General features: G+C 70.6%; 14 protein-coding genes. 5 read left to right on the forward strand and 9 right to left on the reverse strand.

Translation table 11 applies throughout. The features are described from left to right. Nucleotides 1–6: 6 nt before the first annotated feature. Nucleotides 7–984 carry a prolyl aminopeptidase gene (gene pip, locus ACGG9C_RS09350; RefSeq protein WP_071045149.1) on the reverse strand — a complete coding sequence of 326 codons (978 nt, stop codon included), beginning with the start codon at nt 982–984 and terminating at the stop codon, nt 7–9. A 215-nt stretch (nt 985–1,199) separates the two neighbouring features. Between pip and ACGG9C_RS09355 the strand changes: the two genes are divergently transcribed. After that, the gene (locus ACGG9C_RS09355; protein WP_228480900.1) at nt 1,200–2,918 is read left to right on the forward strand and encodes a sodium:proton antiporter; all 1,719 of its coding nucleotides are present in this window, start codon (nt 1,200–1,202) and stop codon (nt 2,916–2,918) included. An 82-nt stretch (nt 2,919–3,000) separates the two neighbouring features. Continuing rightward, the gene (locus tag ACGG9C_RS09360) at nt 3,001–3,495 is read left to right on the forward strand and encodes a recombinase family protein (RefSeq protein WP_143003741.1); all 495 of its coding nucleotides are present in this window, start codon (nt 3,001–3,003) and stop codon (nt 3,493–3,495) included. 13 nt (nt 3,496–3,508) lie between these two features. Here the strand turns inward: ACGG9C_RS09360 and ACGG9C_RS09365 are convergent, their stop codons facing one another. The 7 genes from ACGG9C_RS09365 to ACGG9C_RS09395 all read right to left on the reverse strand — a co-directional run bounded on the left by ACGG9C_RS09365 (nt 3,509) and on the right by ACGG9C_RS09395 (nt 16,088). Continuing rightward, a complete protein-coding gene (locus ACGG9C_RS09365; RefSeq protein ID WP_194384349.1) occupies nt 3,509–5,869 on the reverse strand; it encodes an excinuclease ABC subunit UvrA in 2,361 nt (786 codons plus the stop codon). Nucleotides 5,870–5,929: 60 nt separating this feature from the next. Further along, the gene (locus tag ACGG9C_RS09370) at nt 5,930–6,502 is read right to left on the reverse strand and encodes a DNA-3-methyladenine glycosylase I (RefSeq protein WP_071045152.1); all 573 of its coding nucleotides are present in this window, start codon (nt 6,500–6,502) and stop codon (nt 5,930–5,932) included. A 36-nt stretch (nt 6,503–6,538) separates the two neighbouring features. Continuing rightward, nucleotides 6,539–8,653, reverse strand: a complete 2,115-nt coding sequence (locus tag ACGG9C_RS09375; protein WP_194384348.1) for an acyl-CoA dehydrogenase — start codon at nt 8,651–8,653, stop codon at nt 6,539–6,541. A gap of 177 nt (nt 8,654–8,830) precedes the next feature. Then, complete coding sequence (locus tag ACGG9C_RS09380) at nt 8,831–10,606, reverse strand: glycoside hydrolase family 3 protein (RefSeq protein WP_228480899.1); 1,776 nt, start codon at nt 10,604–10,606, stop codon at nt 8,831–8,833. Nucleotides 10,607–10,669: 63 nt separating this feature from the next. Beyond that, entirely contained in the window at nt 10,670–12,646 is a 1,977-nt protein-coding gene (gene recQ, locus ACGG9C_RS09385) for a DNA helicase RecQ (protein ID WP_194384347.1), read from the reverse strand. Between the two features lie 187 nt (nt 12,647–12,833). Further along, nucleotides 12,834–13,373 carry a DUF1697 domain-containing protein gene (locus ACGG9C_RS09390; RefSeq protein WP_194384346.1) on the reverse strand — a complete coding sequence of 180 codons (540 nt, stop codon included), beginning with the start codon at nt 13,371–13,373 and terminating at the stop codon, nt 12,834–12,836. Between the two features lie 201 nt (nt 13,374–13,574). Next, a complete protein-coding gene (locus ACGG9C_RS09395) occupies nt 13,575–16,088 on the reverse strand; it encodes an RNA helicase (protein ID WP_194384345.1) in 2,514 nt (837 codons plus the stop codon). Nucleotides 16,089–16,175: 87 nt separating this feature from the next. On the opposite strand from ACGG9C_RS09395, the gene ACGG9C_RS09400 reads away from it, so the two are divergent. Both ACGG9C_RS09400 and ACGG9C_RS09405 read left to right on the forward strand, forming a co-directional pair. Further along, entirely contained in the window at nt 16,176–16,496 is a 321-nt protein-coding gene (locus ACGG9C_RS09400; protein WP_071045834.1) for a GNAT family N-acetyltransferase, read from the forward strand. A gap of 7 nt (nt 16,497–16,503) precedes the next feature. After that, nucleotides 16,504–17,505: a pirin family protein gene (locus ACGG9C_RS09405; RefSeq protein WP_194384344.1), complete on the forward strand. Its 1,002-nt coding sequence runs from the start codon at nt 16,504–16,506 to the stop codon at nt 17,503–17,505. Nucleotides 17,506–17,563: 58 nt separating this feature from the next. On the opposite strand, the gene ACGG9C_RS09410 is transcribed toward ACGG9C_RS09405, so the two are convergent. After that, entirely contained in the window at nt 17,564–21,145 is a 3,582-nt protein-coding gene (locus ACGG9C_RS09410) for a S8 family serine peptidase (protein WP_194384343.1), read from the reverse strand. 144 nt (nt 21,146–21,289) lie between these two features. Here ACGG9C_RS09410 and ACGG9C_RS09415 point away from each other — a divergent pair, with 144 nt between their 5' ends. Then, the gene (locus ACGG9C_RS09415) at nt 21,290–21,844 is read left to right on the forward strand and encodes an ECF transporter S component (RefSeq protein ID WP_071045840.1); all 555 of its coding nucleotides are present in this window, start codon (nt 21,290–21,292) and stop codon (nt 21,842–21,844) included. Nucleotides 21,845–21,875 lie beyond the last annotated feature (31 nt).

Below are 21,875 nucleotides of genomic sequence, written 5' to 3' on the forward strand. Positions count from 1 at the left end.
CGCTCGTCAGCCCTCGGCGACGAAGCGGTCGGCGGCGTCGCGCAGAGCGCGCGCGATGCCCGGCTCCGACGCGGCGTGTCCGGCGTCGGGAACCATCACGAACTCGGCCTCCGGCCACGCCCGGTGCAGGTCCCACGCCGTCATCGGCGGAGTGCACACGTCGTAACGCCCCTGCACGATCACGGCGGGGATGCCGCGGATCGCGTCGACGTTGGCGATGAGCTGCCCCTCGTCGAAGAAGCCGCGGTGCAGGAAGTAATGGTTCTCGATGCGCGCGAACGCGGTCGCCGCCCGCGGATCGGTCATCGCCTGCACGAGGTCGTCGTCCGGGAGCAGGGTGAGGGTGGATGCCTCCCACGTCGTCCACGCGACGGCAGCCGGCACGTGCACGGCCGGATCGGGGTCGACCAGGCGGCGGTGGTACGCCTCGATCATGCGCCCGCGTTCGAGCACCGGGATCGGACCGAGGAACTTCTCCCACCGATCGGGGAAGATCGCCGACGCACCGCCCTCGTAAAACCACTCGAGCTCGTGGGCGCGGAGCGTGAAGATCCCCCGCAGAACGATCTCGGACACCGCGTCGGGATGGGTCTCGGCGTAGGCGAGGGCGAGGGCGCTCCCCCAGGACCCGCCGAAGACCATCCAGGTCTCGATACCGAGATTGCGCCGGAGCAGCTCCAGGTCGGCGACCAGGTGCCACGTCGTGTTGTGGCGCAGGTCGCCCTCCACATCGGCCGCGTGCGGCGTCGAACGGCCACATCCGCGCTGGTCGAGCAGGATGATGCGATAGCGCTCGGGATCGAAGAAGCGGCGGTGCCACGACGACGTGCCGGCGCCGGGACCACCGTGCAAGAACACGACCGGCTTGCCCTCGGGGTTTCCGCACTGCTCGTAGTAGAGGCGATTGCCCTCGCCCGCGATCAGTTCGCCGGTCGCGTACGGCTCGATCTCGGGATAGAGGATGTCGTCGAGGTGTTCGTTCATGGCCGATCCCCTCCCCTCGGCGAGCGCGACGGGGACCCCCGCGGGTGCCTCTTCGCCCCGACGACCGGGGCTTTTGTCGAACGCCATGCGCACACGCTAGCGCCTGCGGGGCCGCGAGACGCGCATTACCGCGGTGCGGCGAGACGATCACGGCGCGAATAGGCTCGCAGCATGCACGTGTCGCGCACGAAAGCGTCCGCTCCTGGACGGCGCCGGTGAGCGGCGTGGAGATCCTCGTCATCGCGGTCGGCGCGATCGTGGTGATCGCCGCCGCGACGACCGTGGCCCCCAAGGTGCGCATCGCCGGCCCCCTCATCCTCGTCGCCATCGGACTGGGCGTGAGCATGCTGCCGTTCGTGCCGCTGGTCGAGGTGGACCCCGAGATCATCCTCGTCGGCGTGCTCCCGCCGCTGCTGTACTCGGCCGCGGTCTCCCTGCCGGCCATCGAGTTCCGTCGCGATCTGCGGCCGATCGCCGGCCTGTCGGTGCTGCTCGTCCTCATCAGCTCGTTCGTGCTGGCCCTGTTCTTCCTGTGGGCTCTGCCCGGGCTCGGGTTCCCCCTCGCTCTCGCGCTCGGCGCCATCCTCAGCCCCACCGACGCGGTCGCCACCGCGATCGCCAAGCGACTGGGGATCTCACGACGCGTCGTGACGCTGCTGGAAGGCGAGAGCCTGCTCAACGACGCCACCTCGCTGGTGCTCCTGCGCACCGCGATCGCCGCGGTCGGCGTCGGCTCCCTCCACTTCGGGGAGTTCGCGCTGTCCTTCCTCTGGGGCGTGGTCGTCGCGGTCGTCATCGGCGGCCTCATCGGGTGGGTGAACCTGCGCGTGCGGTCGTTCATCTCGCACTCAGCGGCGAACACCGCGGTCGGGTTCACGGTCCCGTTCCTCGCCTACCTCCCCACCGAGGAGCTTGGCGGTTCGGGCCTGGTCGCCGCCGTCGTGGCCGGCATCGTCACCGGTCAGGGGGCCGCCCGCCGCTTCACGCCGGAACAGCGCCTGTCCGACGAGCTGAACTGGCGCACGGTCGAGCTGATGCTCGAGGGGGCCGTCTTCCTGCTCATGGGGCTGGAGCTGAAGGACGTGCTCCTCGACAACGCCGGTGACGGACTGGGCACGGCCGCCACGCTCGCCGCCGTCGCCCTGGCGATCGTGCTGGCCGTGCGCGCGGTGTACGTCGCGCTTCTCGTGGGTCTGCAGAGCTCGCGCGCGCGGCGGATCCAGCGCGCACGTCTGGACGCGCTCACCGCACGGATCGACCTCCTTCATCCTGCCGACCCGCCGCCGGAAGCCGAGGTCTCGCCGCGACACCGCTCGCGCGTGGCCCAGGCCCGCGCGAGGATCGGCCGCGCCTACGCCGACCTGGACTACTACGCCGCCTCTCCGCTCGGGTGGAAGCACGGCACGGTCATCGTCTGGGCGGGCATGCGCGGTGTGGTCACGCTGGCGGCCGCGCAGACGCTCCCCCGCGACGCCGACGAACGCTCGCTCGTGGTGCTGGTCGCCTTCCTCGTCGCCGTCGGGAGCCTCATGCTGCAGGGCCTCACCCTTCCCAGCGTCGTGAAGCTGCTGCGCATGCCCCGTGTCGACGAACAGGTGACCCGATCGGAGCAGGATGCGCTCGACGACGAGCTGCGCGAGGCCGCGGCCGACGCGGTGTCCGGCGCCCGCGTGAAGCGCCGCGACGGCACGCCGTTCGACGACTCCTTCCTCGCCGAGATGGGACCGCGCATGGCGCAGCCGCCCGATGATGGCGGCGCTCCGCGCCTGGCTGACCGGCTCGAACTGCGCCTGGCCGTCATTCACGTGATGCGCCGGCGCCTGGAGCAGATGTCGCACTCGGGACGCTTCAGCACCGCAGCGCTCCGCCACGCGCTCGCCGAACTCGACGCCGATCAGCTGAGCCTGGAACTCCGCCTGGACGACGAAGACTGAGAACGGTGCGCGAAATCGCGGCGTATCGGCGAGAATGGATGTCGACGCCGCGCATCTTCGCGACGTCGCGAAGGAGCAGGCCATGAGCGAGATCGCCGACGCGTCGACGACCGGACTGTCGCGCCCCCCGCACCGCGAATCCGCGGTGAACGGGACCGACACGGCACCGCTGCACCTGCCGCACACGGCCGCGGAGTGTCCGAAGTGCTTCACCGAGCTGCAGCAGGATCGTCACTGGTGGCAGGCGCGGCCGATCGGCTCGAAGCTCGTCGGGCTCGTCATCTCCCGCGAGGACATGCCCTCCGTCGTGGAGCAGCGCGAGGAGCTGACCCGCTTCGGCGTGCCGATCGAAGGTTTCCGGCATCCGGCGCCCGAGACGCTCGAGAGCTGGGAGCAGCGTCTCGTGCGCCTGTTCGGCACGCTCACCCGCGGCGACGTGCTCGTCGTCGCGAACGTGCACGCCCTCGGCCGCGACATCGACGAGGAGACCCGCACCGTCGCCGAGCTCCATCGCCGCGGTGTGGTCGTGAAGGTGCTGAGCCACGGCGGTCACCACCTTTTCGCGCCCGGACGCTGATCCCGCGGAGGCGCTACCTGCCGACATAGGTGCGCAGGTGCTGTGCGGTGAGCGTGTCCGATGACGCGACCAGGTCGGCCGGGGTCCCCTCGAACACGATCTGACCGCCGTCGTGCCCGGCGCCCGGGCCGAGGTCGATGATCCAGTCGGCGTGAGCCATCACCGCCTGGTGGTGCTCGATCACCACGACGGTGTTCCCCGCCTCCACCAGGCGGTCCAGCAGCGCGAGCATGGTGTCGACATCGACGAGATGCAGCCCGGTCGTGGGCTCGTCGAGCACGTAGACGGCTCCCTTCTTCGCCATCGAGATCGCCAGCTTGAGCCGTTGCCGCTCGCCCCCGGACAGCGTGTTCAGGGCCTGCCCGAGGGTCAGGTAGCCCAGGCCCACGTCGACCATGCGCGCGAGGGTGGTGTGGGCGGCGCCCGTGGGGAAGAACGTGGCGGCCTCGGCCGCCGACATCGACAGCACCTCGTGGATGTTCTTGCCGTCGAGGGTGTAGGCGAGCACCTCGTCGCTGAAGCCGCTGCCCTCGCACAGGTCGCACCGCGTCTCGACGCTCTGCGTGAATCCGAGGTTGGTGATGATCACCCCGAGACCCTTGCAGGCGATGCAGGCGCCGGCGGAGTTCGCGCTGAACAGCGACGGCTTCACCCCGTTCGCCTTCGCGAAGGCGGATCGGACCGTGTCGAGGATGCCGGTGTAGGTGGCCGGACTGCTGCGGCGCGACCCCTTGATCGGCGTCTGGTCGACCACGACCACGTCGTCGAACGCGGGCAGGTTGCCGTGGATCAGAGACGACTTGCCCGACCCCGCGACGCCGGTGACGACGGTGAGCACGCCGAGCGGGATGTCGACGTCGACCCCTCGGAGGTTGTGCTGGGTCGCCCCGCGGATCTCGAGGGCGCCTCGGTGGGGTCGCGACGTGCTCTTGAGGGCGACGCGATGATCCAGATGGCGGCCGGTGAGGGTGTCCGATTCCCGAAGGCCGGCAACATCTCCGGTGTACTGCACCTCGCCGCCTGCTCGCCCGGCGCGGGGGCCGAGATCGACGACGTGGTCGGCGATCTCGATGACCTCCGGCTTGTGCTCGACCACCAGAACGGTGTTCCCCTTGTCGCGCAGCCGGCGCAGCAGCCGATTCGTACGGGCGATGTCGTGCGGGTGCAGTCCGGCCGTCGGCTCGTCGAAGACATAGGTGATGTCCGTGAGCGAGGAGCCGAGGTGGCGGATCATCTTCGTGCGCTGCGCCTCCCCGCCCGACAGCGTTCCCGACGACCGGTCGAGCGAGAGGTAGCCGAGGCCGATGTCGACGAACGAGTCGACCGTCTGACGCAGCGAGGACAGCAGCGGCGCGACGGCGGGATCGTCGATCGTCCGCAGCCAGGCGGCGAGGTCGGTGATCTGCATCGCCGCCGCCTCGGCGATGTTGACGTCGCCGATCCGTGACGACCGCGCCCCCTCGTTCAGACGGGTGCCGCCGCAGGCCGCGCAGGCGCTGAACTTCACGGCGCGCTCGACGAACGCGCGCACGTGCGGCTGCAGCGCATCGCGGTCCTTCTGCAGCATCGACTTGGTGATCTTGGGCACGAGCCCCTCGTAGGTGAGGTTGATGCCGCCGACCTTGACCTTCGTCGGCTCCTTGTAGAGGAAGTCGTGCCGTTCGGTCTCGGTGTAGTCCTGGATGGGCGTGGCCGGGTCGACGAAGCCGGACTCGGTGAAGGCCTTCACCATCCATCCGTCGACGGTGTATCCGGGAACGGTGATCGCGCCGTCCTGCAGGGACTTGGTGCGGTCGAACAGTTCGTCGAGGTCGATGTCGCTGACCTCACCCAGCCCCTCGCAGTCCGGGCACATCCCGCCGGTGATCTCGAACGAGCGGCGTTCCTTCTTGCCCTTGTCCTTGCCGACCTGCACGGTGACCGCCCCCGCGCCGGAGACCGAAGGGACGTTGAAGGAGAACGCCTGCGGCGAGCCGACGTGCGGGGTGCCGAGACGGCTGAACAGCAGACGGAGCATCGCGTGCACGTCGGTGGCCGTGCCGACGGTCGACCGGGAGTTCGACCCCATGCGCTCCTGGTCGACGATGATCGCGGGGCTGACGTTCTCGAGCGCGTCGACCTCGGGGCGACTGAGCTGTCCCATGAACTGCTGGACGAACGTCGGGTAGGTCTCGTTGATGAGTCGCTGCGACTCGTTCGCGATCGTCGCGAAGACCAGGGAGGACTTGCCCGAGCCGCTCACGCCGGTGAACACCGTCAGACGTCGCTTGGGGATCTCGACCGAGACGTTCTTGAGGTTGTTCTCCCTCGCTCCGACGACGCGGATCACGTCGTGGGAGTCGGCGATGTGCGGTGTGGCGTCGACCTCGGACATGCGGGCTCCTCCCGGTACCCCCTCAGTGTGGCGCATGCGGCCGACACGGCGCGTCGCGGATCACGCCGCCAGGAAGCATCCCTCGACGTGGTCGTCGACCATGCCGGCCGACTGCATCAGCGCGTACATCGTGGTCGGGCCCACGAAGCGGAAGCCCCGACGCCGCAGCTCGCGGCTGAGCGCGTCGGACGCCGGCGTGGTCGCCGGCACCTCGGCGAAGGTCCGCGGGCGAGGTCCCGGAGGCGGCGCGAACGACCACATCAGGGAATCGAACTCTCCCTCGGCCATGTCGCGGACGATCGCCGCGTTCGCGATCGTCGCGAGGATCTTCGCGCGGTTCCGGATGATGCCGGGGTCGGCCATCAGGCGTTCGACGTCGTCGCCGTCGAACGCCGCCACCGCGACCGGGTCGAAGCCGGCGAAGACCTCGCGGAAGCGCGGCCGCTTGCGCAGGATGGTGATCCACGACAGGCCCGCCTGGAACCCCTCGAGGCTCATCTTCTCGAAGAGCGGGCGGTCACCGCGCAGCGGCCGGCCCCACTCCTCGTCGTGATAGCGACGGTACTCGGGATCGTCGCCGATCCACCCGCACCGCACGATGCCGTCTTCACCGGTACGCACACTCTCCGCCACGCCCCCAGTATCGCCTCGGGGTACGACAGCGCCGGGCTACTTCTTGTTCTTCTTCTGCAGCGACTTCTCGGAGACGGGGGCGGTACCGGATGCGCGCTCGGCGGCGAAGTGAGCGGCGGCGGCATCCTGTCGCTCCTGCTCGGCGCCCGAGGCGATAGGGGCCCGCACGTGCTCGGGGGCGAACCCGAACGCGTCGACGAGATCCTGCGCATGCGGACGCAGGCGCGCGCTCAACCGGTCGATGTAGCGCGAGACGGCGCTCGCGCGCTGCGCGGACAGGCGGCCGTTGATGAGATACCACGCGAGGTGGCGCTCGATCAGCGACAGTCCGAAGAGGTCGCGCAGCCACGTGAGCACCTGCTTCGTGCCCGCATCGGCGGTCTTGTTCACCGCGTCGGTGAACGCCTCCCACTGCAGCAGCTCGCCGTGCGCGCGGGCAGCCTCGATCAGCTGCGACTGGTTCTCGTTGAACAGCGCCGCAGCCTCGTCGGCCGGCAGCTTCGATGCCGGGCGCAGCCGGCCGGCGATGTCGGCGATCATCTGCTGCACGCGGTCGGTGAGCAGCTCCTGCTGGTGGTCGCCCCGCAGCCCGAGCTCCACCGAGCGGGCGGTGGAGCCGAAGTCGGTGACCGCCTGTCCGAGCTGGCGGAGTCCGGCGCCGTGGAACACCTTGCCCGCGGTCTGGCCCACGGCGAAGCGGGCGAGCGTGGCGGCATCGGCACCCTTGAACTGCTTGGCGAAATCGCCGAGCAGGCGCTTGCCGACCAGCTGCAGGAGCACGTTGTTGTCACCTTCGAAGGTGACGTAGACGTCGAGGTCGCGGTGCAGGTCGACCATGCGGTTCTCGGCGAGGAACCCCTGGCCGCCGCACGCCTCCCGGCTCTCCTGGATGGTGTCCAGCGCGTTCCACGTCGACAGGGGCTTCAGGGCGGCGGCGAGGGTCTCGAGGTCTTCGCGCTCGTCGGGGGTGTCGGTGCGACCCGAGAAGACGCCGTCGAATTTCCTCAGCAGCTCGTCGTGCGAGAAGAACTGGGCGTAGACCTGCGCCAGGCGCGGCAGCAGCCGGCGCTGGTGCTTGGCGTAATCGAGCAGCACGACCTCGTCGGTTCCGGCGCCGGAGTCGAATTGACGCCGCTGGTTGGCGTAGGTGATCGCGATGCTCAGCGCCAGGGCGGTCGCGGTCGTGGCGGCACCGTCGAGGGACACGCGGCCCTGGACCAGGGCGCCGAGCATCGTGAAGAAGCGACGACCGGGGCTGTCGATGTCGGACGTGTAGCTGCCGTCGGGAGCGACATCGCCGTAGCGGTTGAGCAGGTTCTCGCGCGGCACGCGCACGTTGTCGAAGTGCAGCCGGCCGTTGTCGATGCCGTTGAGCCCGCCCTTGACGCCGTCGTCCTCTCCGCCGATGCCGGGGAGGAATGCGCCCTCGTCGTCGCGCAGCGGAACGAAGAAGCAGTGCACGCCGTAGTTCACGCCGCCGGTGATCAGCTGGGCGAAGACGGTGGCGGCCTTGCCGTGCAGCGCGGCGTTGCCGAGGTAGTCCTTCCACGCCCCGCGGAACGGCGTGTGGATGACGAACTCCTCGGTCTCGGGATCGTAGGTCGCGGTGGTGCCGATGGCGGCGACGTCGGAGCCGTGGCCGGTCTCGGTCATCGCGAACGCGCCGGGCAGATCGAGGCTGATGATGTCGCGAAGCCACAGATCGTGGTGCTTCTTGGTGCCCAGCTGGTAGACCGCGGAGCCGAACAGGCCCCACTGCACGCCGGACTTGATCTGCAGGCTCGGGTCGGCGAGCACGAGCTCTTCGAACCCGGCGAGGTTCGCACCGTTGTCTTCGAGGCCGCCGTACTCGGTGGGGAAGGCACGGCGCGAGCCGTCGTTGTCGACGAGGAGGTGCAGCTGCTCCAGCACGCGTGCGCGGTGCTCCGCCATGGACTGACCCGGCTCCTGCCAGAACACCGGGTCCTTGATCAGCTCGCGCACCTCCCGGCGGGTCTCGCGCCACGTGCCCAGCAGCGCGTTCGTGACGGCCGGCACGTCGATCCGTGCCTCGTGGGCTTCGTCCGCGGTGTGCGGCGCGGTCGGCGCACCGCCCTCGGGTGTGCGCTTGTCTTCTGCGGGCGTGGACGAACGGACAGCAACGTCTGCCATGACATCACCTTTCGGCGTCGGAGGGGTGGCGCCCGCATCGGATGCGGACACCATTGACAGTAGGTGTCCCACAATCATGCGGCAAACCCCTTGCAGCATCCACACAACGACACCGCCCGAGGTCACCCGTGACGATTGTGCGCGCCCCACACCTCCGCGATCCTGCGACCCGGGCGGTCAGCTCTCAGCCGCGACGACCAGCGCGATCGAGAGTCCGTGGCCGAACCGGAACAGGGGATCGACGGTGTCGAAGGGCACGTCGGGGCGGGAGCGTTCGACGGCCGCCATCGAGCGCGGCAGATCGAACGGCAGTCGCCCCTGGGGTTCGGCGACTCCCGTCAGCACGTCGAACAGCGCCGCGCCGCTCGCACCCCAGTTGGCGGTGAGGGCGGCGACATCCTCGACGATCGGCGTGAGGATCGCGGGGCGGTCGAGGAGCACATCCACCACCGTCGGCACCGCCTGCGCGACCTCGCGGACGTGGGCGATGACGTCGTCGGGGAAGGCGAGGGAGCCGGCGTGGAAGAAGTTCTCGAAGGTCGACCCGCGCTCCTCGAACGGCGCGCGGAGGCGAAGCACCGCCACGTCGGCCTCGGCGGGCGTGGCGACCACGGTGCCGTAGCGCGCGGCGATCTCCGGGTCGACGCCCTCGACGTACAGGCGGCGGCCGGTGGGCAGCGGCAGCACACCGCTGTCGGCGAGCAGCGTGATCGCCGCGCGCTGGGCGGCTTCCCCGGCCGCGCGGAAGTCGGCCCGGCCGACGATCTCGTCTGCGGCGGCGACGTCGACGAAGGGCTGCTCGAACAGGCCGAGCTCGAACTTCTCACGCAGGATGCGGCGCGCGGAGACATCCAGCCGCTCCTCGGCGACCTCGCCCGCGGCGACGAGCTCGACGAGCAGCGCCGTGCACGTCTCGCCGCCGAACTGGTCGACCCCGGCATCCAGCACCCTCATCATCCGCTCCGACGGCGTGAGGTGCTCGACGCCCCACGCGCGAGCCGGGAACGGGGTGCCGAGGATCTCGGCGTCGGTGATGAGACCCCAGTCGGTGCACACCAGGCCGTCGAAGCCGTACCGCTCACGGAGCAGGCCGGTGATGACCGACCGGTTGAAACCGAAGCCGACCTCCTCGTGCTCCGTGCCGACCGGCATGCCGTAGTACGGCATGACCTGGCGCGTGCCCGCCTGGAAGGCGTCCTCGAACGGCTTCAGGTGGTGTTCGAACATGCCGCCGGGGTAGATCTGCTCGCGGCCGTAGGCGAAGTGCGGATCCTCGCCGTCCTTCTGCGGTCCGCCGCCGGGGAAGTGCTTGGTCATCGTCGAGACGGAGCCGACCCCGAAGGCCTCCCCCTGGAAGCCGCGGATGTAGGCGGCGCCCATGCGGCCGGCGAGATCGGCGTCCTCACCGAACGTCGCGGTCTGCCGAGCCCAGCGCGGTTCGGTCGCGAGATCGACCTGCGGATGCAGAGCGACCCGCAAGCCGACGGCCGTGTACTCCTGCCGCGCGATGTCGGCGAACCGTTCGACCAGCTCCTCGTCGCCGATCGCGGCGAGCCCCATCGTCTCGGGCCACTGCGAGAAGGGCCCCGCCATGATCGCCGCACCCGGGTTGTCGCTGAAGGAGTGGCGCGGGTCGGTAGACAGCGTCACCGGGATGCCGAGTCGAGTCGATGCGGCGAGTTCCTGGAGTGCGTTGTGCCACTCGGCCATCTGCCGACCCGTCGGCGCGGCGCCGAGCAGGTTGAAGTGAGACATGTGCCGTCCGGCCACCAGCTCTCGCGGTGCCGGCAGACCGAACGCGGGGTTGTCCTCGTCGAGGTCGCCGATGGCGATCATCGTGTGGAAGAAGAGTCCTGCCTTCTTGGCCACGGTCATCGCCGACAGGAGCAGCTCGACGCGCTCCTCGACGGACAGGTCGGCGTTCAGCCACGGGCGTTCGGTCTCGGCAGCCACGGTCACCACTCCTTCGTGCGGGTCTCGCACCAGGATAAACCGAACATCACTCGATATTCACGGTCACCCCTCGGCGGCGACGACCTCGAGCACGGCCTCGCCATAGGCGTCGCGCTTGGTCGCGCCGATGCCGGTGATGCCGTCGAGGTCGGCCATGCTGCCCGGGCGGTGCTCGGCGAGCGCCCGCAGCGTCGCATCGTTGAACACCACGTAGGCCGGCTTGCCGATCTCGCGCGCCACGCCCGCGCGCCACGCCCGCAACGCTTCGAAGAGGCCGCGGTCGCCGTCGGCGAGCGCGTCGGACGCAGCGGAGGTGCGCCGCCGCGACCCGCCGCCCGATGCGCCGCGACCGAGCACATCCCGCCGTAGTGGCACCGGAGCCTCGCCGCGCAGCACCGCGGCGGCCGGGTCACCCAGCGCGAGGGTGCCGTACTCGCCCTGCGCCACGAGGATGCCGCGCGCGAGCAGCTGGCGCACGACGCTGCGCCAGTCCTGATCGCTGAGGTCGTCTCCGATGCCGTACGTGGCGAGCCGGTCGTGCCCCTGCTGGCGGATGCGGTCGGTCGACGCGCCGCGCAGGATGTCGATGAGATGCCCCGCCCCGAACGCCTGGCCGCGCTCGCGCTGCAGCCGCACCACGGTCGAGAGGAACTTCTGCGACGCCACCAGTCCGTCCCAGGTCTCCGGCGGCGTGAGGCACGTGTCGCAGTTGCCGCACGGCTGCGACTCCTGGCCGAAGTAGCCGAGCAGATTCTGCCTGCGGCATCCGACCGTCTCGCACAGCGCGAGCATCGCGTCGAGATGCTGTCCGAGTCGCATGCGATAGGTGCGGTCGCCGGGCGACTGGTCGATCATGCGCCGCTGCTGCACGACGTCGCCGAGGCCGTACGCCATCCACACGATCGCGGGGTCGCCGTCGCGGCCGGCGCGTCCGGTCTCCTGGTAGTAGCCCTCGACCGACTTCGGGAGGTCGATGTGGGCGACGAACCTCACATCGGGCTTGTCGATGCCCATGCCGAAGGCGATCGTCGCGACCATGACCACGCCGTCCTCGCGCAGGAAGCGCGACTGATTGGCCGACCGCACCGACGCGTCGAGGCCCGCGTGGTACGGCAGCGCGTCGATCCCCTGGCCGGCGAGGTACGCCGCGGTCTGCTCGACCGACTTGCGGCTGAGGGCGTAGACGATGCCGGCGGCCCCCTCCGGCTGGGAGCGGATGAAGGTCACGAGCTGGCGGCGCGGGTCGACCTTCGGCTCGATGCGGTACTGGATGTTCGGCCGGTCGAAGCTGAAGACGAAGTGACGGGCCTGCGGAAGCCGCAGGCGCTCGGTGAGCTCGCGATGGGTCGCGGGGGTGGCCGTCGCCGTCAGCGCGATGCGCGGAACGCCCGGGAAGCGCTCGTCGAGGTCGCCGAGGGCCAGATAGTCCGGGCGGAAGTCATGGCCCCACTGACTGACGCAGTGCGCCTCGTCGACCGCGATCACGCTGAGGCGGCCGCGCTGCAGGAAGGCCGTCGTCTGCGGCAGCGACAGGCGCTCCGGGGCGATGTAGAGGAGGTCCAGGGCGCCGCGCAGATACGCCTGCTCGACGGCCGACCGCTCGGCCGGGGTCTGCGTGGAGTTCAGGTAGGCCGCAGCCACCCCGTTGGCCACGAGGGCATCCACCTGGTCGTGCATGAGGGCGATGAGGGGCGAGACGACCAGGCCCGTTCCCGGCCGCACGAGCGCGGGCACCTGGTAGCAGACGCTCTTGCCGCCGCCGGTGGGCATCAGCACGACCGCGTCGCCGCCGGCGATCACGTGCGAGACGATGTCGGCCTGTTCACCGCGGAACGCGTCGTAGCCGTAGACCTCGTGCAGCACCGCGGCGGGGTCGGCGCCGACGAAGTCCCGGTGCGCGGATGCCGCGACCGCCGCCTCGGGCTCGGGCGGCGGCATCCACTCCTCCTCCGGCGGCGGCGGGGCGAACTCGTCGTCGGGCGGCGGGGCGAAGGCGTCGGGATCCCATGCGGCGTACGGGTCGGCCTGCGGATCACTCACCCGACCAGGGTAGCCGCGGCATCCGACGTCCGCCGAGGCTGTGGACAGCCGCGGGGGGGGTGCACCCTCCCGCTCGTTCGCAACTCCTCAACCAGGCGTCGGCAACCGGCCGAATCCTTCGATTCGCGGCACCGCGGCGCCGGATCTGAGGAGTTGTGAACGTCGAGCGTTCCGGAGGGCGCGCGGATCAGCCGGGCCAGAGGGAGGCGAGCTTCGCGATGACCGTCGCGTTGCGGTTGGTGCCGACGCCGAGGTGCTTCGCCGCACCGAGCGGATCCACCACGCCGTCTTCGTACCCGGGTTCGAGGAGGGCGTGCGCGACCCGACCGTGAACCACCATCCGGCCCCGGTCGGACGCCGCGGCGGCCACGGCCTCGAGCTGAGCGGTGTCGAGCTCGTCTTTGAGCAGGTAGACGTAGTGACGCGCCAACCCGGGGTTCTCGGCCGACAGCCTCGCCGTCTCGGCCGCGATCGCGGCGAACTCGGCGACGGAGAAGACGATGGCCGGCACCTCGAATCCCCGGTCGGCCAGGAAGGCGCGCTCGAGCTGCTCCTCGATGCGCGGCCGCGAACGCATCCCCGACCCGAAGCGCACGTTGCCGGTGTTGCCGTGCGTGGCGACCTCTTCGAAGCCGCACGACTCGACGGCGGCGCGCAGCGCATCCTTCGGGAACTTCCGCGTCGCCCCGAGGTTCACCGCGCGGAGGAACGCCAGGTACGTCGTCACTCGTCCACTCTGACACTGCGCTCCCCCGGCCCGCGAGCGGGCACACATCGCGGTCACCTGTCACAGGATGTCGCCACCGGCGCTGTTTCCGGCATCCGGTGACAGGCGAACCGAAACGGGGCAAGGCCCGGGCGGGGTGGGACGGCGGGACGGGGCGGAGCGGGGCAAGGCCCGGGCGGGGCGGAGCGGGGCGGGACGGGGCTAGAGGCGGAGGACCTCGTCGACGATCACCACGGCCGAACCCGCCTCCTCGGAGGCGGCGAGGTCGACGTGGGCGCGGATGCGCCAGTCGTGGTGGCCGGCGGGGTCGTCGAGGGTCTGCTCGATGCGCCACACCCCCTCGGCGGGCTGCTCGTCGATCGTCACGAGGCGCGGCGACCGCGCCGAGCCGCCGGTGAGCAGCTCGTCGTGCTCGGCGAAGTAGCGGTCGAGCACATCCGGCCAGCCGACCTCGGGGTCGAGCTCGACCAGATCGTCGTCGCGCTGCAGCGCCGCCAGCTGCACGCGGCGGAAGAGCTCGTTGCGCACCAGCACCACGAACGCGCGACGATTGTCCAGCACCGACGGGGGCGCGGGCGGCACGACGGGCGCCTCCGGATCGGCGGCGGGGTTCACCAGCGCCTCCCACTCGTCGACGAGGCTCGAATCGACCTGTCGCACGAGTTCGCCGAGCCACTCGATGACGTCGAGCAGCGCGTCGGTGCGGGCATCCATCGGCACCGTCTGGGTGATGGCCCGGTAGGCGTCGCTGAGGTAGCGCAGCACGAGACCCTCGCTGCGGCCCAGCTGATAGAGCGAGACGAACTCGCCGAACGACAGCGCGCGCTCGAACATGTCGCGCACGACCGACTTGGGGGCGAGCTCGAAATCGCGCACCCAGGGCTGGCTCGACGCGAACGTCTCGAACGCCTCGCCCAGCAGCTCGGCGAGCGGCTTCGGGTACGTGACCTCCTCGAGCAGCTCCATGCGCTCCTCGTACTCGATCCCCTCGGCCTTCATCGCGCCGACCGCCTCGCCGCGCGCCTTGTACTCCTGCTGCGACAGGATCGCCCGCGGATCGTCGAGCGTCGCCTCGATGACGCTCACGACGTCGAGGGCGTAGTGCCCCGTGCCGGCCGCGCCCGGTGCGTCGTCCGGGTCGAGAAGGCCGATCGCGGCGAGTGCGAAGGGCGACAGGGGCTGGTTGAGGGCGAAGTTCGGCTGCAGATCGACGGTGAGCCGGATGCGCGGTGCGGCGGCATCCTCGCGGTCGACCTGCACGATGCCGGCCGCCACGAGGGTGCGGAAGATCGCGAGGGCGCGCCGCGCGAGAGCGTAGCGACGGGCCGGCGCCTCGTGGTTGTCGAAGACGAGCGAGCGGATGTTCCCGAACACGTCGCCGCCGCGCCCGATCACATTGATGAGCATCGCCGCCGTCAGCTGCAGGTGCGAGGTGAGCGGCTCCGGCTCGGCTTCGACCAGCCTCTCGAAAGACCCGAGGCCCCAGTTGACGACCCCGGTCGGCGCCTTCTTGCGCACGATCTTCTTGCGCTTGGCGGGGTCGTCCCCGGCCTTGCGCAGCGCCGCCTCGTTCTCGATCTCCCAGTCGGGGGCCATCACCACGACGTTGCCGTAGGGGTCGTAGCCCGCGCGCCCCGCGCGCCCGGCGACCTGGTGGAACTCCCGCGCGCTGAGCTGACGCATCTTGGTGCCGTCGAACTTCGCCAGCGCCGTGATGACCACGGTGCGGATCGGCACGTTGATGCCGACGCCGAGCGTGTCGGTGCCGCAGATGACGCGCAGCAGTCCGCGCTGGGCGAGCGTCTCGACCAGGCGTCGGTAACGCGGCAGCATGCCAGCGTGGTGCACGCCGATGCCGGCGCGCACGAGCCGCGACAGGGTCTTGCCGAACCCCGTCGTGAAGCGGAACCCTCCGATGGCGTCGGCGATCGCATCCCGCTGCTCGCGCGTGATGACCTTCACGCTCGACAGCGCCTGCGCACGCTCGACCGCGGCCGCCTGCGAGAAGTGCACGATGTAGATCGGGGCCTCGCGCTCGTCGAGGAGCCTCGTGACGAGCTCGTGGGCGGGGACGCGCTCATAGGAGTGGTGCAGCGGCACCGGCCGCACGGCTCCGGTCACCCGCGCGACCGGGCGCCCGGTGCGCCGCTCCAGGTCGGCGGCGAGGTCGGTGACGTCGCCGAGGGTGGCCGACATGAGAAGGAACTGCGCGCGGGGGAGCAGCAGCAGCGGGATCTGCCACGCCCAGCCGCGGTCGGGATCGCCGTAGTAGTGGAACTCGTCCATCACGACCTGGTCGATGTCGGCGTCCGCGCCCTCGCGCAGCGCGAGGTTCGCGAGGATCTCCGCCGTGCAGCAGATGATCGGCGCGTCGGGGTTGACCGACGAGTCGCCGGTGACCATGCCGACGTTCCCGGCGCCGAAGACCTCCACGAGGGCGAAGAACTTCTCGCTCACGAGCGCCTTGATGGGCGCGGTGTAGAACGTGACGCCCCCGCGCGCGAGGGCGGCCGCGTGCGCGGCGATCGCGACGAGCGACTTGCCCGTGCCGGTGGGGGTCGACAGGATCACGTTCGACCCGGCGGCGAGTTCGATGACCGCCTCGTCCTGCGCCGGGTAGAGGCGGATGCCGCGGGCTTCCGCCCACGAGACGAAGCCGTCGTAGACGGTGTCCTCATCGGCGCCGACGGGAACGAGCTCGAGCAGCGACGACATTCCCCCACTCTGTCACGGGTGGATCTCGACCCTCGCGGAATCGCGTGCACCGGACGTACGTTTGTCCCAGCGACGGAAGGAACCCCCGTGACCGACACCTCCGAGACCCCGCGCATCACCCGAAACGACGCCGCATCCCGCTACGAGATCCACGTGGGCGACGTGCTCGCCGGATTCACCCGCTGGGAGGCCGACGACCGCGGTCGCCTGCAGATGGTTCACACCGAGGTCGACCCCGCGTTCAAGGGACGCGGCCTCGCGTCGATCCTCGTCGCCGACGCGCTCGCGGACATCGCCGCCCGCGACGAGACGATCGTGCCCCGGTGCCCGTTCGTGACCAAGTACCTCGGCGAGAACACCGTCGAGGGGCTGTCGGTCGATTGGCCGCACGGCGCGCCCGGCGCCTGAGACGACCATGACGCGTCTGGACGATGCCGGCGAGGTCGTGGCCGAGAGCGCCGCGGAGTGCGACGGGCCGCGCGCCGTCGTGATGACCTCGCGCGAGGTGCCGCTGGGCGGGGTCCGCGCGATGGCCGTCTTCCGGGCGCTGCCGCAGCGGGAACTGCCACTGGTCGGCGCCTGGTGCTTCCTCGACCGCTTCGGGCCGCAGCGCACGCGGATGCGCGTCGAGCCGCATCCGCACATCGGGCTTCAGACCGTGACGTGGCCGTTCGTCGGAGAGGTGCGCCACCGCGACACCGTCGGCAGCGACGTGATGGTGCGTCGCGGCGCCTTGAACCTCATGACCAGCGGCGCCGGCATCGCCCATTCGGAGTACTCGCACGGCGACGACGCCGTCGACCTCGATGCCCTGCAGCTGTGGGTCGCCCTCCCCGAGTCGCGTCGCCACGGTGCTCCCGCGTTCGAGCGTCACAAGGATCTGCCGACGCTGCCGCTGGCGGCCGAGACCGGAGACGACGGCGAGGCGACGGTCGTGCTCGGACGCCTCGGCGATGTCGCCTCGCCCGCATCCGTCTACACGCCGATCGTCGGCGCCGAACTGCATATCCCCGCCGGGGCGACCGTGCGCATCCCCCTCGAGGCGGCGTGGGAGCACGCGCTCATCGCGGTCGACGGCGACGCGAGCGTGCACGTCTCCCCCGCGCGCATCGACGGTGCCGACACGGTCGCGCTCGACGACAAGCGGATGCTCTACCTCGGCACCCGGCGCGATCACGTGCGCGTCGCCTCTGCGGCGGGGGCGCGGCTGTTCCTCATCGGGGGTGCCCCGTTCGAGGACGAGATCGTCATGTGGTGGAACTTCGTCGGCCGCAGTCATGACGAGATCGTCGAGGCCCGCGATGCGTGGGAGGCCCACGGCGAGCGCTTCGGCGAGGTCGTCGGCCACGGCGACGAGCGCATCCCCGCCCCGCCGCTGCCGAAGGTGCGGCTCACCCGCCGCCGCCGGCGCCTCTGACCTCCGGAGACGACGAAGCGCCCGGACCACGCACGGCCCGGACGCTTCGTCGACAGCGTCAGCGGAGCACGAGGAAGCCGCTCACCCCGACCGAGCGGGCGACGGTGTCGCTGCCGGTGTAGGTGGCGATCACGACCTTGATGCCCTTCTTCTGCTTCGGCAGGTCGAAGCTGACGGCACCGTCGGCGAGCGTGCCGGTCAGCTTCGTGGAACCGACCCACACCTCCACCGTGCCGTCGGCGACCGACCCGTCATCGACCGTGACCTCCACCGTCACGGTGTAGTCGTGCTTCGACGTGCCGATGTAGCGGTTCATCGACACCTCGGTGTCGGAGCCCACCTTCACGAACACCTCGTTGCTGAGCGCGGTGCCCGCGTTGGCGTTACCCTCGGCGCTGGCCGTCACCCGCGCCGACAGCGCCGTGCCGACGTCGTCGCGCGTCACCGTGTAGGTCGTGGATGTCGCCCCCTCGATCGCCGTGCCGTCTCGCAGCCACTGGTACGTCAGCTCGACGTCGGCGGGGTCCCACTCGCCCGGCGTCACCTCGAGGGTGCGTCCGACCTTCGCGGTACCCGTGATCTCGGGCGCCGTGACGGCCTCCGGGGCGGCCGCCCCGGCATCCACCGACACGATCGTGCGCACCTGCGACTCGCCGTACTGCACCACGCCGAGGTACGACGTCTCAGCCTGCAGTCCCGTCCACGACAGTGCGTACGTCGCCTGCTCGCCGCGGGTCACCGGCAGCGGGTTCGGTGTCGCGGTGAGCGAACCCTCGCCCTCCGGAGTGACCAGCGCCTGTGTGAGGTCCCACGTGAGGGGCTGGGTGATCGAGTACATGTTGGCCACGATCAGGTACGTTCCGGCGGTGGGCGCGATGAGGCTGACCTGCTCGTCGGCCGACGCGGTCGCCGAGACGAACTGCTCGTAGTAGCGGGTGTCCTCCCGACTGACCACGCGGTACACGATGAGGTCGAGGTCGCTCCCTGCGTCGTCGGACGAGTCGAGCGTCCACTGGGCGAGGGATGTGCCCTCGGCCACATCCGCGAACCAGAACACGTTGCCGTCGGCGTCGCCGGAGTTCTCGTCTCCGGTGTGGCCCTCGACCGGGTTGGCCGGGTCGGTGAGCAGCTCGACCGGAGCAAGGCCGGACAGGTTCAGCGGCAGCTCGCCGGAGACGCCCGAGTCGATGGTGACCTCGGTGGATCCGGCGATGCCCGTGCCGGAGACCTCGGCGGGGGCATCGGCGGTGACCGGACGCACGGCCAGCGGCGAGCGCGCCGTCGTGCCGTCATCGCCGGTCCACGTCATGAAGCCCGTCGCCCACTGCTCCACCGGAGCGTCAGCGTTGCTGATCGTCACCTCGAACGACTGCTGCTCGCCGGCGGCGCCGAAGGTGAGGCTCGCGGGCGAGACCGACACGTCGACCCCGGGGATCGAGGCCTCGACCGTGTAGGTGCCCGGACGCGTGGCCGTGAGCGTGCGGGTGACCGTCTGCTCCTTGGACAGCGTCCCGATCGCGAGCGACGCGAGATTCAGGTCGCTCGGGTCGATCGGATCGATGCCGCCGAAGTCCCAGTTGCCGGTGCCCTCGACGAAGCCCGCCCAGTCGACCGGGCCGTTCAGGTAGAGCACGCCCGGGTCGAGGAAGTCGGTCGGTTCCACCTGGCCGGCGCCCTGCGCGAAGGGATCGAGGTTAGCCGAGCCGTCGGCGTTCACGGTGTTCGACGCCGTGGTCATCATCGCCGACTTGACCTCGTCGGGTGTCGCACCGGGGTTGGCGGTCAGGTAGAGCGCGGCGAGGCCGGCCACGTGCGGGGCGGCCATCGACGTTCCCGAGAGGATGCCGAAGGTCGGGTCCTCGGTCGCACCGTTCTGGGTGGCGGCGAGGATCGCCACACCGGGGGCCGCGATGTCGGGCTTGATGACGTCGCTGCCGTCGGCGAGCATCGGTCCGCGGCTCGAGAATCCTGCGATCTGCGGCACCGGCGTCTCCTCGCCCGTGGTGTTCTCCCCGATGAGAGTGGCCTCGGCGTCGGGGGTGTTGCGCACGTAGTCCAGCAGCGGCTCCCGCACGGTGTCGGGCAGGTGCACCGTGGGCACGGAATGGAAGTCGTTGTCGAGGGATGCCGGCGTGACGTTCACCAGGATCGATCCGACACCGCCCGCCTCGGCGACCGCCTGCGACTTCTCGACGCGGGCGATGACGCCGCGGTCGCACACCACGATGGCGCCGGCGGCCGCTTCGGGGTCGAGAGAGTCGAGGTAGCACAGCGCCGCGTCGGCGGCGGAGACCCCCTCCGCCGGGATGTCTCCGGCGTAGACGACGGGGGCGGTGAGCGACTCGCCGAAGGGCACCGTCACCGACGCGCCGGCTTCGAGGAAGCCGTTGGGCAGCGAGACCGTGCCCTCCCAGGTCGGGATGGTCGACGCGGCGACCGTCGTGTACCAGGGGGCGGCGTGGTCGGCGGTCGACGCGTCGGGACCGGAGTTTCCGGCGCTCGCCGAGACGAACACCCCGGCGACGGCGGCGTTGAAGAACACCTGGTCGTCGGGTGACCACGTCGTGGTGGCCGCGCCACCTCCGATGGAGTAGTTGATGACGTCGACGCCGTCGTTCACGGCGGTGTCGATCGCGTCGAGCAGGTCGCTCAGCGCACAGATGTCGTCGGTCGTGACCAGCGGGTCGGGCCCGACGTAGCACGCCTTGTACGCCGCGACCTTCGCGGCCGGCGCGACACCCGAGACGGCACCGAAGTCGATGCCCTCGATCGAGGCGTCGACGCCGGCGTTGCCGGCGGCGGTGCTCGCCGTGTGCGACCCGTGGCCGTCGCCGTCGCGCGGCGACAGGTAGTCGGAGCCGAAGTCGAATCCGGCGCTCGCGGCACCGGTGGAGAAGTACTGCGCACCGATGAGTTTCGTGGAGTAGTCCTCGACGCCCCAGTCCTGACCGGTCACCCGCGTGGCGCGGAACTCGTCGCCGTTGGCCTTGGCGAACACGACGTCGTCGCCGTCGAGGTAGGGCTCGTCGCCCGGTGTCGCGCTCAGCGGCTCACCCGCGAACGACGGGTGCTCCGGGGCGATGCCGGTGTCGACGACACCGACCACGACGCCTTCGCCGGCGGCATCCGTTCCCCCGAGCGACTCCCACACGCCACCGGCCCCCTCGAGACCGAGGAACTCCGTCGACGGCACCGCGACGGGGTGGCGGATCTCGTCCGGATACACCCCGACGACGCCCTTGGCACCGGCGACCTTCGCGGCCTCCTGCGGCGACATCTTGGCGCTGAACCCGTTGAGGGTGATCTGGTAGGTCGCTTCGGGGCTGACGCCGGTCTCGGCCGCGACATCCTGCTGCCGCTCCTGCAGGTAGCCGGCGTACTCCTTCACCTCGGCCGACTGCGTGTCGAGCTTCTCGCCGTCTGCGGGCGTGGTGGCGCGCAGTCCCGGCTCGCCCCCGTCATAGGTGGCGACGGGATCCTCTTCGAGCAGCACGATGTAGGTGCCGGTCGGCGAGTCGATCGGGGTGGGCGGACTCACCTCCTCCGATCCGGTCGCGCCGAAGGCGGTCGTGACGGTGGTTCCGGTGAGAAGGGCGGCGACGGTGATGACCGCGGCCGCTCTCAGGGTGTTTCGGCTCATGCAGTGAGCTCCCAACGGGGAAGGGATGGGAAGGACTGCGCGGCATCGTCGGCGCGCAGTGCGCACAAACGTAACTCACAGTTCCCTCCCAGGGAACGGTCGTCGCGTGAGAAACCGATGAGAGGAGAGGTCTACGCTGGGCATGTGTCCCCCCGATCCGGCATCTCGACGAGCGTTCTGCTCACCTGCGCCGCGATCGGCGTCGCGACCGGTGCCGTCTCGGCCGGCGCCGGAGCGGTCAGCGGACTCGTGTCGGCCGCCGTGCCGGTGCTCTACGGACTCGTCCTCGGCGTGCACGTGCTGCCCGGCGTGATCGCCCAGGTGCTGCTGCGGATGCCCTGGGTCGCGCTGATCTCCCACGTGCTCGCCGCCCTCGTCGCGAGCGCGTTCGTGCCGCCATGGATCGGGCGCTACATCGGCACCGCAATCCTCATCGGGGGGCTGCAGGAGCTCATCGCCGCGATCGGGCGGTACCGCCACTGGGAGAGGTGGCGCTACTTCGTCTCGGCCGTCATCGTCGGCGTCGTGCTCGCCGTGCCGATCGCGCTGGTCGCCGACCTCGGCCGTTTCGCCCCGTGGGCCCAGGTGGTCTACATCGCGATGTTCATCGTCGGCCCGGTCGCCTGGACGGCCGTTGCCGTCGCGATCGGCGAGGCCCTCCGCCGCGCCGGCGTCGGCCGCACCGCCCGCCGCCGCTGACGCCCCCTCCCTTCGCTCGCCCCGCGCATCC

Origin of the sequence: Microbacterium sp. MTN4-26 (assembly GCF_042846595.1) — a bacterium.
Taxonomy (GTDB): Bacteria; Actinomycetota; Actinomycetes; order Actinomycetales; family Microbacteriaceae; genus Microbacterium; species Microbacterium luteum.

Coding starts and splice junctions, on each gene's coding strand:
- pip (WP_071045149.1), bottom strand. CDS start 984: ATGAACGAACACCTCGACGACATCCTCTATCCCGAGATCGAGCCGTAC.
- ACGG9C_RS09395 (WP_194384345.1), bottom strand. CDS start 16,088: ATGTCGTCGCTGCTCGAGCTCGTTCCCGTCGGCGCCGATGAGGACACC.
- ACGG9C_RS09365 (WP_194384349.1), bottom strand. CDS start 5,869: ATGTCCGAGGTCGACGCCACACCGCACATCGCCGACTCCCACGACGTG.
- ACGG9C_RS09405 (WP_194384344.1), top strand. CDS start 16,504: ATGACGCGTCTGGACGATGCCGGCGAGGTCGTGGCCGAGAGCGCCGCG.
- ACGG9C_RS09360 (WP_143003741.1), top strand. CDS start 3,001: ATGAGCGAGATCGCCGACGCGTCGACGACCGGACTGTCGCGCCCCCCG.
- ACGG9C_RS09410 (WP_194384343.1), bottom strand. CDS start 21,145: ATGAGCCGAAACACCCTGAGAGCGGCCGCGGTCATCACCGTCGCCGCC.
- ACGG9C_RS09375 (WP_194384348.1), bottom strand. CDS start 8,653: ATGGCAGACGTTGCTGTCCGTTCGTCCACGCCCGCAGAAGACAAGCGC.